This window comes from Brevundimonas sp. (assembly GCF_032055285.1).
Taxonomy (GTDB): domain Bacteria; phylum Pseudomonadota; class Alphaproteobacteria; order Caulobacterales; family Caulobacteraceae; genus Brevundimonas.
Map to the genome: position 1 here is coordinate 25,018 of NZ_DAMBRE010000014.1, position 17,044 is coordinate 42,061.

Here is a 17,044-nt window from a genome sequence, read left to right on the forward strand (position 1 = left end):
ATCAGGCGTAAGGCTTGGCAGGCGGCGTCAGCGACGGCGAGGCGACAGGATGTCGCCCAGGCGGTCCGGCGTGCCCTCGATCCGCTCCAGATGCGGGTAGCGCAGGCCGTCGTGGTAGTCGAAGCGGACGGTCTTGAAGACGTCGCCATTCTTGAGGATCAGCTCGATGGGGGTGGATGTCCCCTTGGCGGCGGTGACGGCCTCCTTCAGCGCATCGGCCGAGGCGGCGCGCCCGCCGACGGCGATCACTTCCCAACCGGAGGTCAGGCCCTGCTCGAAGGCCGGGCCGCCCCAGAGGACCGAGGTGATCTTGTTCGCCTTATTCATCATGAAGCCGAGCGAATAGGTGAAGTCGTTGCGGCCCAGCTCTCTATGCAGGGCGCCCATGTAGCCGGACGGCTCTTCCTTGAAGACCAGGCGGTAGCCGCCGCGCTCGATGCCGTCGAGCGGTCCGCGCGAGTTGGGGCCGACCGCGTCCAGACGCTCACGCAGGAAGGCGGGCCAGTTGTTCGCCCGCACCCCGTTCAGGGTCGAGGTCACGGTGTCGAAGGTGTAGGGGGCCGGGTTCCAGTTCCCGTCCTCGACGCCGAAGAAGGCCTTGGCGAAGTCGTCCAGCGACTTCTTGCCGCCGGTTTGCTCGCGGATCAGGGTGTCGGCGTCCAGCCAGATCAGCGACCCCTCGCGGTAGTAGTCCTCGCTGCGCTGATAGGAGCCCCAGGGCTGAGGGCGACGCTGGGCGATGATGGGGTCGTTGGTGGTGTCCTGCATGGCGCGCCACTGGCGGCCGGGGATGTTCTGGAAGCTGGCGGCGGTCATGGCCAGGACGTCCAGGGCCTGTTGCTTGCTCATCAGACCCGCGCGGGCGGTCAGGACCAGGCCCCAGTACTGCGTCTGGCCCTCATAGACCCAGAGCAGCGAGTTCTGCAGCGGCTCGTTGAGGTTGGGCGTCATCTGGTCGGCGGGGCGGCGCCACTTGCCGTTCCAGCTGTGGGTGTATTCGTGGCCCAGCAGGTCGCGGTCGGCCAGGGTGTCTTCGCGGTCGGTGAAGTATTTGGGATCGACGCTGTTTTCGGACGAGCGCTGATGCTCCAGGCCGATTCCGCCCAGCTTGTCCGTCACCGCCACGAGGAAGTCGTAGTGGTTGTAGTGGCGGGCGCCGAACAGGCGGTCGGCCTGCTGGACCAGGTTGCGGTGGAGCTGGATGTGCTCGTCGGAGGCTTCCAGCATCTTGGCGGTGTCGGCCACGACGTTGAGGCGAACCGGCGAGCGGCCGCCCGGATCAAGGTCGATCTGGCGATAGTGCTGACCGGCGAAGACGGGGCTGTCGGCCAGGTGATCGAGCGTGATGGGGGCGAAGGTCGCCAGGCCGTTCTCGAAGCTGACGGTGTCGAGACCCGCGCCGTAGTTCCAGCCGGCGGGCAGTTTCAGGCTCGGTTTGAAGGTGATCTGACGCGAGTAGTAGCCCGCCGGATAGAGCAGGGCCTTCTCCCACTGGATGCTCAGCATCTCGGGGGTGACGACGACGCGGCCCTGATTGCCCTCGATCGGGGTCAGCCACTGGAAGGCGACCTCGATCTGGCTGACGCCGGCCGGCACCTCGATCTGATAGGCCCAGGGCTGGACCGTGTTGCGCACCCATTCCAGCCGCTGGCCATTGGCGGTGAAGGTCAGCCCGCCGACGTTGGCGACAGGACCGGCGGGGCTGTGATTGCCCGGCAGCCATTGCGGATAGAGCAGAACCATCGGCCCGGCCTGGGTCACAGGAATGGTCTGACGCACCTGGATCAGCCGGCGGTCGATGTCGGTGGCGTCCACGTCGAGACTGATGACGCCGGGATAGGCCACGTCGCGCGGGGCCGGGATGGGCGCAAGCGCCACGGGCAGGGCGGGCGTGCCGACCTGGGCCAGCGCGGGCGCGCCCATCGAAATCAGCAGGGCGGCGGCGCTGACGGCCAGGGCGAAACGCTTCATCACAGGAAATCCGGAAACGGCCGCCCCCACGCGGCCTGATGCGGGGCGCAGACCACAATGTGTCGCACCCTGCGTCAAGCCGTATGACGAAGCTGTGTCAGCTCGCCGGGTTCACTTCCAGAAGCTCGACGGTGAAGCGCAGCACCGAGTTCGGCGGGATCTCGCCGCCTACCCAGCGCGCGCCATAGGCCAGGTCGGCCGGAATGACGAACTCATAGGTTTCGCCGGTGCGCATCAGGGCGACGCCCTCGGTCCAGCCCTTGATGACGCGGTTCAGGGGGAAGCTGGCCGGTTCGTTGCGCGAGTAAGAGCTGTCGAACTCGCGGCCGTCGATGAAGGTCCCGCGATAGTGGACCTTGACGGTATCGGTGGCGGTCGGCTGGGCGCCGTTCTTGTAGGCCTTGCCGACACGGCGATACTGAAGGCCCGACGGCGTGGTGGTCCAGCCGTGACGTTGGCCGTTCCACATGAGATAGGCGGCCTGACCGACCTCCCAGTTTTCCTGGGTGGCGGGGCCTTGCGGCGCGACAGGGGCGGTCGTCGCAGGCGTCGAGGCGCAGGCGGACAGGGTCAGGGCGGCGGCGGTCGCGGCGAGCGCGGGCATGAGGATGCGGTTCATACCGCTAGGCTTATCACGCCGAGTGAAACTGTCACCTGTCTGCGTCAGGGGCCTTTATTTCGCCGCTGATCGGCGTATATATGCGCCTCCCGCAGATTCCATGAATCCCGCGCGAAAGCGCCGAGGCCCGGTTTGTCGCCCTCCGACCGGTGCGCAGGCGTCGCTCCTTTCCCAAGGAGCGAGCATATTCAGGCGTCCTGATCCCGTAGCGGATCGAGGGTGGGCGCCGAGAGAACTTTCGGTCACGGATCGCTGAATGGCGGGCCGTGGCTGCTGCATTGACGTCGGGCCTTCGCTGGTCCGCGATTGGGAAAACAGAATGGCAAACTCCACTGACGGTCTCGCCCTGGGTAAGATCGCCTCCGCCACCTCGTTCACCGGAAAGAAGCGTATTCGTCACTCGTTCGGGCGCATCCCCGAAGCGGTGAAGATGCCGAACCTGATCGAGGTTCAGCGCGCTTCCTACGAGCAGTTCCTGCAGCGCGAAGTGCGCAGCGGCCTGCGTAAGGACCAGGGCATCGAGGCGGTCTTCAAGTCGGTCTTCCCGATCAAGGACTTCAACGAGCGCGCCGTCCTGGAGTACGTGTCCTACGAGTTCGAGGACCCCAAGTACGACGTCGAGGAATGCATCCAGCGCGACATGACCTATGCCGCGCCGCTGAAGGTCAAGCTGCGCCTGATCGTCTTTGAGACCGAGGAAGAAACGGGCGCCCGTTCGGTCAAGGACATCAAGGAGCAGGACGTCTACATGGGCGACATTCCGCTCATGACGGACAAGGGCACCTTCATCGTCAACGGCACCGAGCGCGTGATCGTCTCGCAGATGCACCGTTCGCCGGGCGTCTTCTTCGACCACGACAAGGGCAAGACCCACTCGTCGGGCAAGCTGCTGTTCGCCGCCCGCGTCATTCCCTATCGCGGCTCGTGGCTGGACTTCGAATTCGACGCCAAGGACGTGGTCTACGTCCGTATCGACCGTCGCCGTAAACTGCCGGCCACCAGCTTCCTGCTGGCCCTGGGCATGGACGGCGAGGAAATCCTCAAGACCTTCTACGAGACCGTGCCTTACGAGAAGCGCGGCGAAGGCTGGGTCACCCCCTACAAGCCGGAACGCTGGCGCGGCGTGAAGCCGGAGTTCGACCTGGTCGACGCCGACACTGGCGAAGTGGTCGCGCAAGCGGGTCAGAAGATCAGCGCCCGCGCCGCCAAGAAGCTGGCCGACGGCGGTCTGACCTCGCTGTCGCTGGCCGCTGACGCCCTGCTGACCAAGTATCTGGCCGCCGACGCCGTCAACTATGAAACCGGCGAGATCTACGCCGAGGCGGGCGACGAGCTGGACGCGGAAACGATCGCCCTGCTGGAAGAGCACGGCTTCACCACCATCGACGTGCTGGACATCGACCACGTCACGGTCGGCGCCTACATGCGCAACACCCTGCGCATCGACAAGAACACGGGTCGTGAAGACGCCCTGTTCGACATCTATCGCGTCATGCGTCCGGGCGAGCCGCCGACCCCGGAAGCCGCCGAAGCCATGTTCAACTCGCTGTTCTTCGACGCCGAGCGCTACGACCTGTCGGCCGTGGGCCGCGTGAAGATGAACATGCGTCTGGAAACCCCCGAGGTTTCGGACGAAATCCGCGTCCTGCAAAAGGACGACGTGCTGAAGGTGCTGCAGATCCTCGTTGGCCTGAAGGACGGCCGCGGCGAGATCGACGACATCGACAACCTGGGCAACCGTCGCGTGCGTTCGGTCGGCGAGCTGCTGGAAAACCAGTACCGCGTCGGTCTGCTGCGCATGGAGCGCGCCATCAAGGAGCGCATGAGCTCGGTCGATATCGACACGGTCATGCCGCACGACCTGATCAACGCCAAACCGGCCGCCGCTGCGGTGCGTGAATTCTTCGGCTCGTCGCAGCTGTCGCAGTTCATGGACCAAACCAACCCGCTGTCGGAAATCACCCACAAGCGTCGCCTTTCGGCGCTTGGCCCGGGCGGTCTGACCCGTGAGCGCGCCGGCTTTGAAGTCCGCGACGTTCACCCGACGCACTACGGCCGCATCTGCCCGATCGAAACGCCGGAAGGCCCGAACATCGGTCTGATCAACTCGCTGGCCACCCACGCCCGCGTCAACAAGTACGGCTTCATCGAGAGCCCCTACCGTCGCGTGAAGGAAGGCAAGGCTACGGACGAGGTGGTCTACATCTCGGCCATGGAAGAGGCGAAGCACGTTATCGCCCAGTCCAACATCGAGCTGAAGGCGGGCGAGATCGTCGAGGACCTGGTCCCCGGCCGGATCAACGGTGAATCCCAGCTGCTGACCAAGGCCGACGTCGACATGATGGACGTGTCGCCGAAGCAGGTCGTTTCGGTCGCTGCGGCCCTGATCCCCTTCCTGGAAAACGACGACGCCAACCGCGCACTGATGGGCGCCAACATGCAACGTCAGGCCGTGCCGCTGGTGCAGTCGGACGCGCCGCTGGTCGGCACCGGCATGGAAGCGGTCGTGGCCGTGGACTCCGGCGCTGTCGTGATCGCCCGTCGTGACGGCGTGGTCGAGCAGATCGACGGCACGCGTATCGTTCTGCGCGCCACCGGCGACGTGGACGCCGGTCGTTCGGGCGTCGACATCTACCGCCTGTCGAAGTTCCAGCGTTCGAACCAGTCGACCTGCATCAACCAGCGCCCGATCGTGCGCGTGGGTGACGCCGTGAAGGCCGGCGACGTCATCGCCGACGGCCCGTCGACGGACCTGGGCGAACTGGCTCTGGGCCGTAACGTCCTGGTCGCCTACATGCCCTGGAACGGCTACAACTTCGAAGACTCCATCCTGATCTCCGAGCGCATCGTGCGCGACGACATCTTCACCTCCATCCACCTCGAGGAATTCGAAGTGATGGCGCGTGATACGAAGCTTGGGCCGGAAGAAATCACCCGCGACATCCCCAATGTCGGCGAGGAAGCCCTGCGCAACCTCGACGAAGCGGGCATCGTGGCCATCGGCGCCGAAGTCCAGCCAGGCGACATCCTGTGCGGCAAGGTCACGCCGAAGGGCGAAAGCCCGATGACGCCGGAAGAGAAGCTGCTGCGCGCCATCTTTGGCGAGAAGGCTTCGGACGTGCGCGACACCTCGCTGCGTCTGCCGCCCGGCGTCGCCGGCACGGTCGTCGACGTGCGCGTCTTCAACCGTCACGGCGTCGACAAGGATGAACGCGCTGTCGCCATCGAACGCGCTGAAATCGAACGCCTCGGCAAGGACCGCGACGATGAGCTCAAGATCCTTGAGCGCAACGTCTATGGCCGCCTGAAGCCGCTGCTGCTCGGCAAGGACGCCGTCTCGGGCCCGAAGGGCATGGGGCGCGGCGAAGTGACCGAAGAGAAGCTGGCCGAAGTGTCCAAGGGCCTGTGGTGGCAAGTCGCCCTCGACGACGAGAAGGCGATGGGCGAACTCGAGGCCATGAAGAAGCAGTTCGAGGACGCCCGTAAGGCGCTCGACCGCCGCTTCGAAGACAAGGTCGAGAAGCTGCAGCGCGGCGACGAACTGCCGCCGGGCGTCATGAAGATGGTCAAGGTCTTCGTGGCCGTGAAGCGCAAGCTTCAGCCGGGCGACAAGATGGCCGGCCGTCACGGCAACAAGGGCGTCATCTCCAAGATCCTGCCGATCGAGGACATGCCGCACCTGGACGACGGCACCCACGTCGACATCGTTCTGAACCCGCTGGGCGTGCCTTCGCGCATGAACATCGGTCAGATCTTCGAAACCCACCTGGGTTGGGCCGCTGCGGGCCTCGGCAAGCAGATCAAGGGCCTGCTCGACAACTGGATGGACGGCGGTCTGCGCGAGGCCCTGGTCACGCGTCTGACCGAGATCTACGGTGCCGACACGCCGCTGCCGGAATCGGACGAGGACCTGATCGAGCTGGCGCAGAACCTGGCCAAGGGCGTGCCCTTCGCGACCCCGGTCTTCGACGGCGCGCACATCTCGGACATCGAGGACCTGCTGGAATCGGCCGGTCTGGACCGTTCGGGCCAGTCGATCCTGTTCGACGGTCAGACGGGCGAGCAGTTCAAGCGTCCGGTCACGGTCGGCTATGTGTACATGCTGAAGCTGCACCACCTGGTCGACGACAAGATCCACGCCCGCTCCATCGGCCCGTACTCGCTCGTCACCCAGCAACCGCTGGGCGGTAAGGCGCAGTTCGGCGGTCAGCGCTTCGGGGAAATGGAGGTCTGGGCTCTGGAAGCTTACGGCGCCGCCTACACCCTGCAGGAAATGCTGACGGTGAAGTCCGACGACGTGGCCGGCCGCACCAAGGTCTACGAGGCGATCGTCCGCGGCGACGACAGCTTCGAAGCCGGCATTCCCGAGAGCTTCAACGTGCTCATCAAGGAAATGCGCTCGCTGGGCCTGAACGTGGAGCTGGAGAACAGCTGATCGGAAACTTGAAGCCCTCTCCCGCCTGGCGGGGGAGGGCGATCCGACCGCCTCTCCTCTCTGAATGAATTTTCGCGGGGCATTCCCGCAGAAGGAAAAAAGATGAACCAGGAAGTCCTGAACATCTTCAACCCGGTCCCGGTCACGCCGACCTTCGACCAGATCAAGATCGCCCTGGCCTCGCCGGAGAAGATCCGTTCGTGGTCGTTCGGCGAGATCAAGAAGCCGGAAACCATCAACTACCGCACGTTCAAGCCCGAGCGTGACGGCCTGTTCTGCGCCCGTATCTTTGGCCCGACCAAGGACTACGAATGCCTGTGCGGCAAGTACAAGCGCATGAAGTACAAGGGCATCATCTGCGAGAAGTGCGGCGTTGAAGTCACGCTGGCTCGCGTTCGCCGTGAGCGCATGGGTCACATCGACCTGGCCGCCCCGGTCGCCCACATCTGGTTCCTGAAGTCGCTGCCGTCGCGCATCTCGCTGATGCTGGACATGGCGCTGAAGGACGTGGAACGCGTCCTCTACTTCGAGAACTACATCGTCACCGAGCCGGGCCTGACCCCGCTGAAGCAGAACCAACTGCTGACGGAAGACGAGTTCTATCGCTACCAGGAAGAATACGGCGACGACGGCTTCACCGCTGAAATCGGCGCCGAGGCCGTCCGCAACCTGCTGATGGGCATCGACCTGAACGCCGAGGCCGAGCGCCACCGCGGCGAACTGGCCGACAACCCGTCGGAAATGAAGGCCAAGAAGGCGTCCAAGCGCCTGAAGCTGATCGAGGCCTTCCTGGAATCGGGCAACAAGCCCGAGTGGATGATCCTGACCATCGTGCCGGTCATTCCGCCGGAACTGCGTCCGCTGGTGCCGCTGGACGGCGGCCGCTTCGCGACGTCCGATCTGAACGACCTGTATCGTCGCGTCATCAACCGCAACAACCGCCTGAAGCGCCTGATCGAGCTGCGCGCGCCCGACATCATCATCCGCAACGAAAAGCGGATGCTGCAGGAATCGGTCGACGCCCTGTTCGACAACGGCCGTCGCGGTCGCGTTATCACGGGCGCCAACAAGCGTCCGCTGAAGTCGCTGGCCGACATGCTGAAGGGCAAGCAGGGTCGCTTCCGTCAGAACCTGCTGGGCAAGCGCGTCGACTACTCGGGCCGTTCGGTCATCACCGTGGGCCCCGAGCTGAAGCTGCACGAGTGCGGCCTGCCCAAGAAGATGGCGCTCGAGCTGTTCAAGCCCTTCATCTATGCGCGTCTGGACGCCAAGGGCCTGTCGGGCACCGTCAAGCAGTCCAAGCGCATGGTCGAGCGCGAGCAGCCGCAGGTCTGGGACATCCTGGAAGAAGTGATCCGGGAACACCCGGTCATGCTGAACCGCGCGCCCACGCTTCACCGTCTGGGCATTCAGGCGTTCGAGCCCAAGCTGATCGAGGGCAAGGCCATCCGCCTGCACCCCCTGGTCTGCACCGCCTTCAACGCCGACTTCGACGGCGACCAGATGGCTGTTCACGTCCCGCTGTCGCTGGAGGCGCAACTCGAAGCGCGCGTCCTGATGATGTCGACGAACAACATCCTGTCGCCCGCCAACGGCAAGCCGATCATCGTGCCGTCGCAGGACATCGTCCTGGGTCTGTACTACCTGTCGCTGGTCAAGGACGGCCAGCCGGGCGAAGGCAAGTTGTTCGCCAACATGGGTGAAATCGACGCCGCCCTGGACGCCCAGGTCGTCAAGCTGCACACCAAGATCAAGGCCCGCTGGACCGAGATGAATGCTGCGGGCGAAGAGATCACCAAGGTGATCGACACGACCCCGGGCCGGATGAAGCTGGGCGCTCTGCTGCCTCTCAACCCGAACATCGGCTATCGTCTGCTCGAGAAGAACCTGACCAAGAAGGAAATCGGTAACCTGATCGATCAGGTCTATCGTCACTGCGGTCAGAAGGCGACGGTCATCTTCGCCGACCAGATGATGCAACTGGGCTTCCGTGAAGCCGCCAAGGCCGGCATCTCGGTGGGCAAGGACGACATCGTCATTCCCGCCAAGAAGGAAGCCCTGGTCGCGGAAACCCGCACCCAGGTCGAGGAATACGAGCAGCAATACGCTGACGGTCTGATCACCAAGGGTGAGAAGTACAACAAGGTCGTCGACGCCTGGGCCAAGGCCACGGACAAGATCGCTGACGAGATGATGGGCGAAATCGCTCAGCCGCGCGTCCTGATCGCGGGCCAGGAGCCGGACATCAACTCCGTCTTCATGATGGCCAACTCCGGCGCCCGTGGTTCGCAGGCGCAGATGAAGCAGCTGGGCGGCATGCGCGGCCTGATGGCCAAGCCCTCGGGCGAGATCATCGAGACGCCGATCATCTCGAACTTCAAGGAAGGCCTGACCGTCCTTGAATACTTCAACTCCACCCACGGCGCCCGTAAGGGTCTGGCCGACACCGCGCTGAAGACCGCCAACTCGGGTTACCTGACCCGTCGTCTGGTGGACGTGGCGCAGGACTCCATCGTCACCGAGGAAGACTGCGGCTCGACGCGCGGCATCACCCTGCGCGCCGTGGTCGAAGGCGGTGACGTCCTGGTCTCGCTGGGCCAACGCGTCCTGGGTCGCTATGCGGCCGAGGACATCAAGGAGCCGGGCGGCGACACGATCCTCTTCCCTGCGGACACCTATCTCCAGGAAGAAGAGATCGAGGTCATCGACAAGGCCGGCGTCCAGTCGATCAAGGTCCGTTCGGCCCTGACCTGTGAAGCCGAAGCCGGCATCTGCGGCATGTGCTACGGTCGTGACCTGGCGCGCGGCACCAACGTCAACATCGGCGAAGCGGTTGGCGTCATCGCCGCCCAGTCGATCGGCGAGCCGGGCACTCAGCTGACCATGCGTACCTTCCACATCGGCGGTACGGCCCAGGTGGCGGAAACCTCGTTCTACGAGGCGACCAACGCCGGTTCGGCCAAGATCGTCGGCCCGACCGTTGTCGCGCCGCACGGCGACCTGGTGGCCATGAGCCGCAACGTCGTCGTCACCGTGGTCGTGGACGGCAAGGACCGCGAGACCCACAAGGTCCCGTACGGCGCCCGCATCCGCGTCAAGGAAGGCGCAGACATCGCCAAGGGTCAGCGTCTGGCGGAGTGGGACCCCTACACCACGCCGATCCTGACGGAAGTCGGCGGCGTCGTTCGCTTCGAGGACCTGGTCGACGGCCTGTCGGTCCGCGAAGAAACCGACGAAGCGACCGGCATCGCCCAGCGCGTGGTTTCCGACTGGCGCGCCAGCCCCCGCGGTTCGGACCTGCGTCCGGCCATGGGCATCACGACCGGCGACACCTACGCCAAGCTGGCCTCGGGCTCTGACGCCCGCTACCTGCTGCCCGTGGGCGCCATCCTGTCCGTGTCGAACGGCGACGAGGTCAAGCCGGGCGAGATCATCGCCCGTATCCCGACCGAAGGCGCCAAGACCCGCGACATCACCGGCGGTCTGCCGCGCGTGGCCGAACTGTTCGAAGCCCGCCGTCCGAAGGACTGCGCCGTCATCGCCGAAATGGATGGCCGCGTTGAGTTCGGTCGCGACTACAAGAACAAGCGTCGCATCAAGATCACCCCGGAAGTGGATGCCGACGGCAACCAGGCCGAGGCGGTCGAATTCCTGATCCCGAAGGGCAAGCACATCTCCGTCCACGACGGCGATCTGATCCAGAAGGGCGACTACATCATCGACGGCAACCCGGATCCGCACGATCTGCTGCGCATCCAGGGCGTCGAAGCGCTGGCCGAGTATCTGGTGAACGAAGTGCAGGAGGTCTACCGACTGCAGGGCGTGCCGATCAACGACAAGCACATCGAAGTCATCGTCCGTCAGATGCTGCAGAAGGTCGAAGTCATCGACTCCGGCGAAACCACCCTGATCCGTGGCGACACGGTCGAGGTGGCCGAGGCGGCCTTCGAGAACGCCAAGGTCGAGAAGCGCGGCGGCCGTCTGGCTGTCACGCAGCCGGTCCTGCTGGGCATCACCAAGGCGTCGCTGCAAACCCGCAGCTTCATCTCGGCGGCGTCCTTCCAGGAAACCACGCGCGTCCTCACCGAGGCTTCGGTCCACGGCAAGAAGGACCTGCTGGAAGGCCTGAAGGAAAACGTCATCGTCGGCCGTCTGATCCCGGCGGGCACGGGCGCCTATCTGCGCTCGCTGCAGAAGCTGGCGAACGAGCGCGACGCCCAACTGACGCAGGCCCGCGAAGACGCCATCGAGCCGCTGCCGGCCGACCTGGCCCTGGAACTGGAGCAGCCGGAAGGCTGATCCGTTTCGGAACTGAAGACTGAAGAGGGCGGCGCTGGTGACAGCGCCGCCCTTTTTTGTTGGCCTACCGCCCTCTGGGCTGCTTGAGGCCGTTTGGGCCTACCGCCCTTCGGGCTGCTTGAGGTCGAAGAGGCCGCGGCCCAAGGCCCCCTCTATTGAGGGGGACGCTCAAGGGTTCGACGCTCGCCCTCATTGACCGTGCTGCGCGCGCCCTGGCGCATGTCGACGCCCTGGATCTCCCTGAGGTGGGCGCCGGCGCAGCCTGTGCCGAAGTTCGAGCCAGGGCAGTCCGCTGGCGGCAGGACGCCGACGCCGCCGCCCAGGGGCCGCCGTTGGGCCTCATAGCGTTGCATCTCGCGCGCACCCTCGCGGGCGAAACGGGCGTCGCGTTGGGCGTTGCCTGTGCCGGTGATCGGGCGCTGGGCGCCCTCGGCGGCCCGAGCGTTGAAGCGCTCATTGCAGATGTCGCGCTCGCTTTGGGTGAGCATGCCGGTGGACGGGCAGCCGGCCGGCGAGGTGCGAAGGGCGCGGGCGTTGCGGCCGGCCTGTCCCTCGGGGTTGAAGCGCCAGGCGTCGGTGACGCCGCTGGCGGCGGGGGCCGGCGCGCCGCCGGGGGCCGGCATAGCTATGCGCGGGCTCGGCGGCGACGGTGGGCCGCTGGCGGCCTCGTCCTCGTCCTCGTCCTTGTTTCTGGCGGGGCGATGTGCGGGCAGAGCCGGGGCGGAGACGCTGGGCGCGGCGGCGGCCGGCGACGGGGCAGGGGTGGGCTGCGGCGCAACGACCGGAGGCGTCGGCGGCGCGACGACGGGGGCGATGGCGGGCGCAGTGATCGGGGCCGGCCTCGAAACCGGGGCGGCGCTCAGCGTCTGGGCCGGCGCCTGGACCGGTTTGGGCGCAGGGGGCGCCGGCGGGGCGACTTGGATCGACGGCAGCGGGGTGGGCGGAGCGAGCGTGGGGAGGGGGCTCGGCGTCGTGATCGGTGCGGGCGCCGGGACGGGAAGCGGCAAGGGCCGCTGCGGTTCAGGTTCAGGTTCGACGAGGGGTTCGACAGGAGGCTGTGTCAGCGGCTCGATCTGGCGTTGCGGCTCTGGCGGCTGGGGGCGCGGGCGCCACTGCGGCGGCAGGGGCGGGCGTTCGATTTCGAGCTGGATGATCGGAGGCAGAGGCGGCTGGACGGGAGGGCGATCCTCGTCGGCCGCGAGCAGGATCATCGCGCCCAATACGGCGACGTGCAGTGCGAGCGAGGCCCCCGCCATCAGGGTGCGGCGCAGACCCGGACGAAGAGGGCGCGGCGCGGACGCACGAGCCAGAACGGCGGCAGTCATAGCGGCTCCCCCAATCCACATTGCGAAAGATGCCAAGGCAAGCATGGCATTATAGGGGCGAGTCCTAGTGATCTCGTAACAGCGATCTGAGCCCCGGATAGGCGCCGTCGTTGCGGGTGTAGTCGCTCCAAGCCTTGTTGGCGGCGGCGGTGCGCGCAAAGGCGCCGCTGGGGTCCGCGTCGGGCGACTGGAGAGGGGCAGGCGGCGGCGCTCCGGCGCGCCGCACGGTCGCGGCGGCGAGGCGCATCCGATCCCGCTCGTTGCACAGCGCCTGGGCTGACGGGTTGGTGAAAGCGTCGGGGCAGTCGCCCCAGCCCGACCCGCCGATCGCGGGGCGAACGCGCCAGCGGCTGTCGATGGGCATGACGACCTCGGCCGGAGGCGATGTCGCGTCGGGCAGGGCTAGCGGACGGTGCGGCGCCGGACGGGAGGGAAGGGGGCGGCGCTCGGTCACGGCGCGGGCCGCAGCAGACGTGGAGGCTGATGTCGTTGCCACGGGTGACGCCGCGGGGACGGTGCGAGGCTCCAACTGGATCAGCATAGCCGGCGCCTCGACGTCTTGGACGATTTCGAACGCTGCGCCCAGGGCGCCGAAGGCCAGGGGGGCGAGCAGGGCGGCATGGACCAGGGCCACGCCCCCCAGCGCCGTCAACGGCACGTAGTCTCTGTCTCGGTGACGCCGCATCGTCGCCATCTGGCCTCCCCGCCGTTTCGTGCGATAAGCAGACGAAGCAAGCGTGGCGAATTTCGGGCGCCGGTGTTCGTTGAATGCGGAGCGGCGCCGCCCGTCCAGGCGCGGCGGCGGTGAATCACTTGACGCATTCACCCATCACGCGTACATCGCGCGCACTTTCGAGACGTGGGCGGTTCGCCGTCTGCTGAGATCGTGACAACTGAACGGACGGGCTGTGCCCGCCGGAACGCCCGAAGCGCGCGTTCCGGCTTTTTCGTTTGGCTGTTCCGGCTCGCTCGATCAACACCCGGGCGGCGCTTCGGCGGCGTCCAAAAGAAGGCTCATGAGGCGCCCCGGCCGAAAGGCACACGCCTCCACATCGAAAAGAGACAAATCGTATGCCTACGATCAACCAGCTGATCCGCAAGCCGCGCAAGCCCAAGCCCACCCGCAACAAGGTGCCGGCTCTGGAGGGTTCGCCCCAGCGTCGCGGCGTTTGCACCCGCGTCTACACCACGACCCCGAAAAAGCCGAACTCGGCTCTGCGTAAGGTCGCCAAGGTCCGTCTGGCCAAGAACGGCTACGAAGCCGTTTGCTACATCCCCGGTGAAGGTCACAACCTGCAAGAGCACTCGGTCGTGCTGATCCGCGGCGGCCGCGTGAAGGACTTGCCCGGCGTTCGCTACCACATCCTGCGCGGCGTGCTCGATACGCAAGGCGTCAAGGACCGCAAGCAGCGTCGTTCGCACTACGGCGCCAAGCGTCCGAAGTAAGCGAACCGCTTTCAGGCCTGCTGGTCTGGACCCTCAGAGATTTTCCCGGCGTCAGTCGGGCACTGCAAGGAATAACCCATGTCGCGTCGTCACCGCGCCCAGAAGCGTGAAGTTCTGCCGGATCCCAAGTTCGGGGACCTGGTGGTCACCAAGTTCATGAACTACGTCATGTACGAAGGTAAGAAGGCCGTCGCCGAAAACATCGTTTACGGCGCCTTCGACATCCTGGCCGAGAAGAAGAAAGACCACACTGCGGTCGAAACCTTCCACGCCGCTCTCGACAACGTCGCTCCGTCGGTCGAAGTCCGTTCGCGTCGCGTCGGCGGCGCCACCTATCAGGTGCCGGTCGAAGTCCGCCCGGACCGTCGTCGCGCCCTGGCCATCCGTTGGCTGGTCAACGCCGCTCGCAAGCGCGGTGAAAACACCATGACGGAAAAGCTGGCTGCCGAGCTGCTGGACGCCTCGAACAACCGCGGCACCGCGGTCAAGAAGCGCGAAGACACCCACAAGATGGCCGAGGCCAACCGCGCCTTCAGCCACTACCGCTGGTAAACGTCTTAAAACCGTCCCTGTTCGCAAGTATGGGGACGGCGGCGTTCTAAGACGATCCGGCGCGGGCGTTCAGACTGAACCGCCCGCGCCGTCATATCCGACACCAATGGGCGCTCGCCGCGTCCGGGAAGCAGCCCGAAGGCAACTCCAATGCCCCGCACACACAAAATCGAAGACTACCGCAACTTCGGCATCATGGCCCACATCGACGCGGGCAAGACGACGACGACCGAGCGGATCCTGTTCTACACCGGCCGTAACCACAAGATGGGCGAGACGCACGACGGCGCTTCGACCATGGACTGGATGGACCAGGAGCAGGAACGCGGCATCACCATTACGTCGGCCGCGACGACCGCCTTCTGGAAAGGCAAGCGCCTCAACATCATCGACACCCCCGGCCACGTGGACTTCACCATTGAAGTCGAGCGCTCGCTGCGCGTCCTCGACGGCGCCGTGACCGTTCTGGACGGCAACGCCGGCGTCGAGCCGCAGACGGAAACCGTCTGGCGTCAGGCCGACAAGTACAAGGTTCCGCGCATCGTCTTCGTCAACAAGATGGACAAGATCGGCGCTGACTTCGCTGCTTCGGTGCAGTCGATCCGCGACCGTCTGGGCGCCAAGGCCGTGCCGATCCAGCTGCCGATCGGCGCTGAAAACCTGCTGAAGGGCGTCATCGACCTGGTCGAGATGAAGGCCCTGGTCTGGGAAACCGACACCGTCGGCGCCGACGCCGACGTCCGCGACATCCCGGCCGACATGGCTGACGAAGCCGCCGCCGCTCGCCAGTACCTGATCGACAACGCCGTCGAGCTCGACGACGACGCTATGGAAGCCTACCTGGGCGGCGAAGAGCCCTCGGTCGAAGTGCTGAAGAAGTGCATCCGCAAGGCTGTTCTGACCGGCGCCTTCTACCCGATCCTCGGCGGCTCGGCCTTCAAGAACAAGGGCGTGCAGCCCCTGCTCGACGCCGTCATCGACTACCTGCCGTCGCCGACCGACATTCCGGCCACCCCGGGCATCGACTTCCGTACGGAAGAGCCGGTCACCCGCAAGGCCTCGGACGAAGAGCCCCTGTCGGTTCTAGCGTTCAAGATCATGGACGACCCCTTCGTCGGCTCGCTGACCTTCTGCCGCCTGTACTCGGGCAAGATGGAAACCGGCATGTCGCTGCTGAACTCGTCGCGTGACAAGAAAGAGCGCGTCGGCCGCATGCTGCAGATGCACTCGAACAACCGCGAGGACATCAAGGAAGCCTACGCCGGCGACATCGTCGCTCTGGCCGGCCTGAAGGAAACCCGCACGGGCGACACCCTGTGCGACCCGATCAAGTCGCCCATCATCCTCGAGAAGATGGAATTCCCGGCGCCGGTGATCGAAATCTCGGTCGAGCCGAAGACCAAGGCTGACCAGGAGAAGCTGGGCGTGGCTCTGGCCAAGCTGGCTTCGGAAGACCCCTCCTTCACCGTCTCGACCGACCACGAGTCGGGCCAGACGATCCTGAAGGGCATGGGCGAGCTGCACCTGGACATCAAGGTCGACATCCTGAAGCGCACCTACAAGGTGGAAGCCAACATCGGCGCGCCGCAGGTGGCCTACCGTGAATCCCTGGGCCGCAAGGTCGACATCGACTACACGCACAAGAAGCAGACCGGCGGTACGGGTCAGTTCGCCCGCGTCATGATCACCTTCGAGCCGGGTGAAGCCGGTTCGGGCTTCGTGTTCGAAAACGCCATCGTCGGCGGCGCGGTGCCGAAGGAATACATCCCGGGCGTCGAGAAGGGTCTGGAATCGGCCAAGGAAAACGGTCTGCTGGCCGGCTTCCCGATGATCGACTTCAAGGCGACCCTGACGGACGGCAAGTTCCACGACGTTGACTCCAGCGTCCTGGCCTTCGAAATCGCGTCGCGCGCCGCCTTCCGTGAACTGAAGGAAAAGGGTTCGCCCAAGCTGCTCGAGCCGATCATGGCGGTTGAGGTCGTGACCCCCGAGGAATACCTCGGCTCGGTCATCGGCGACCTGAACGGCCGTCGCGGCATGATCCAGGGCCAGGACATGCGCGGCAACGCCATCGTCATCAACGCCTTCGTGCCGCTGGCCAACATGTTCGGCTACGTGAACACCCTGCGCGGCATGTCGCAAGGCCGCGCCCAGTTCACCATGCAGTACGACCACTACGAGCCGGTGCCGCAACACGTCGCCGACGAAGTGATCAAGAAGTACGCCTAAGTCCGTCATTTCGACGGACCCACTTGAAAACGGGGCGGTTTGATCACAAATCGCCCCACTCATCCCCAAACCTAAATGGACCCCCGGTTCGGGGACGCTCCAGGAGCTAGAGAATGGCCAAGGAAAAGTTCGAACGCACTAAGCCGCACTGCAACATCGGCACGATCG

At 65.5% G+C, this 17,044-nt stretch carries 9 protein-coding genes; 5 read left to right on the forward strand and 4 right to left on the reverse strand.

Going from position 1 to position 17,044, the window contains the following annotated elements:
- Nucleotides 1-27: 27 nt before the first annotated feature.
- The gene (locus RTY13_RS17365; protein WP_312785389.1) at nucleotides 28-1,971 is read right to left on the reverse strand and encodes a peptidase M61; all 1,944 of its coding nucleotides are present in this window, start codon (nucleotides 1,969-1,971) and stop codon (nucleotides 28-30) included.
- A 97-nt stretch (nucleotides 1,972-2,068) separates the two neighbouring features.
- On the reverse strand, nucleotides 2,069-2,590 hold the full coding sequence (locus tag RTY13_RS17370) for an FKBP-type peptidyl-prolyl cis-trans isomerase (protein ID WP_312785390.1): 522 nt from the start codon (nucleotides 2,588-2,590) through the stop codon (nucleotides 2,069-2,071).
- 319 nt (nucleotides 2,591-2,909) lie between these two features.
- On the opposite strand from RTY13_RS17370, the gene rpoB reads away from it, so the two are divergent.
- Together rpoB and rpoC are read left to right on the forward strand one after the other, a co-directional pair.
- On the forward strand, nucleotides 2,910-7,025 hold the full coding sequence (gene rpoB, locus RTY13_RS17375) for a DNA-directed RNA polymerase subunit beta (RefSeq protein ID WP_312785391.1): 4,116 nt from the start codon (nucleotides 2,910-2,912) through the stop codon (nucleotides 7,023-7,025).
- Nucleotides 7,026-7,127: 102 nt separating this feature from the next.
- The gene (rpoC, locus tag RTY13_RS17380) at nucleotides 7,128-11,324 is read left to right on the forward strand and encodes a DNA-directed RNA polymerase subunit beta' (RefSeq protein ID WP_312785392.1); all 4,197 of its coding nucleotides are present in this window, start codon (nucleotides 7,128-7,130) and stop codon (nucleotides 11,322-11,324) included.
- A gap of 152 nt (nucleotides 11,325-11,476) precedes the next feature.
- On the opposite strand, the gene RTY13_RS17385 is transcribed toward rpoC, so the two are convergent.
- Both RTY13_RS17385 and RTY13_RS17390 read right to left on the reverse strand, forming a co-directional pair.
- The gene (locus tag RTY13_RS17385; RefSeq protein ID WP_312785393.1) at nucleotides 11,477-12,649 is read right to left on the reverse strand and encodes a hypothetical protein; all 1,173 of its coding nucleotides are present in this window, start codon (nucleotides 12,647-12,649) and stop codon (nucleotides 11,477-11,479) included.
- Nucleotides 12,650-12,713: 64 nt separating this feature from the next.
- Nucleotides 12,714-13,334, reverse strand: a complete 621-nt coding sequence (locus RTY13_RS17390; RefSeq protein ID WP_312785394.1) for a hypothetical protein — start codon at nucleotides 13,332-13,334, stop codon at nucleotides 12,714-12,716.
- A 386-nt stretch (nucleotides 13,335-13,720) separates the two neighbouring features.
- Between RTY13_RS17390 and rpsL the strand changes: the two genes are divergently transcribed.
- The 3 genes from rpsL to fusA all read left to right on the forward strand — a co-directional run bounded on the left by rpsL (nucleotide 13,721) and on the right by fusA (nucleotide 16,876).
- Entirely contained in the window at nucleotides 13,721-14,095 is a 375-nt protein-coding gene (rpsL, locus tag RTY13_RS17395) for a 30S ribosomal protein S12 (RefSeq protein ID WP_008260482.1), read from the forward strand.
- Between the two features lie 78 nt (nucleotides 14,096-14,173).
- Entirely contained in the window at nucleotides 14,174-14,647 is a 474-nt protein-coding gene (gene rpsG, locus RTY13_RS17400; protein WP_292082328.1) for a 30S ribosomal protein S7, read from the forward strand.
- Between the two features lie 150 nt (nucleotides 14,648-14,797).
- A complete protein-coding gene (gene fusA, locus RTY13_RS17405) occupies nucleotides 14,798-16,876 on the forward strand; it encodes an elongation factor G (protein WP_292082327.1) in 2,079 nt (692 codons plus the stop codon).
- The last annotated feature ends 168 nt before the right edge of the window (nucleotides 16,877-17,044 follow it).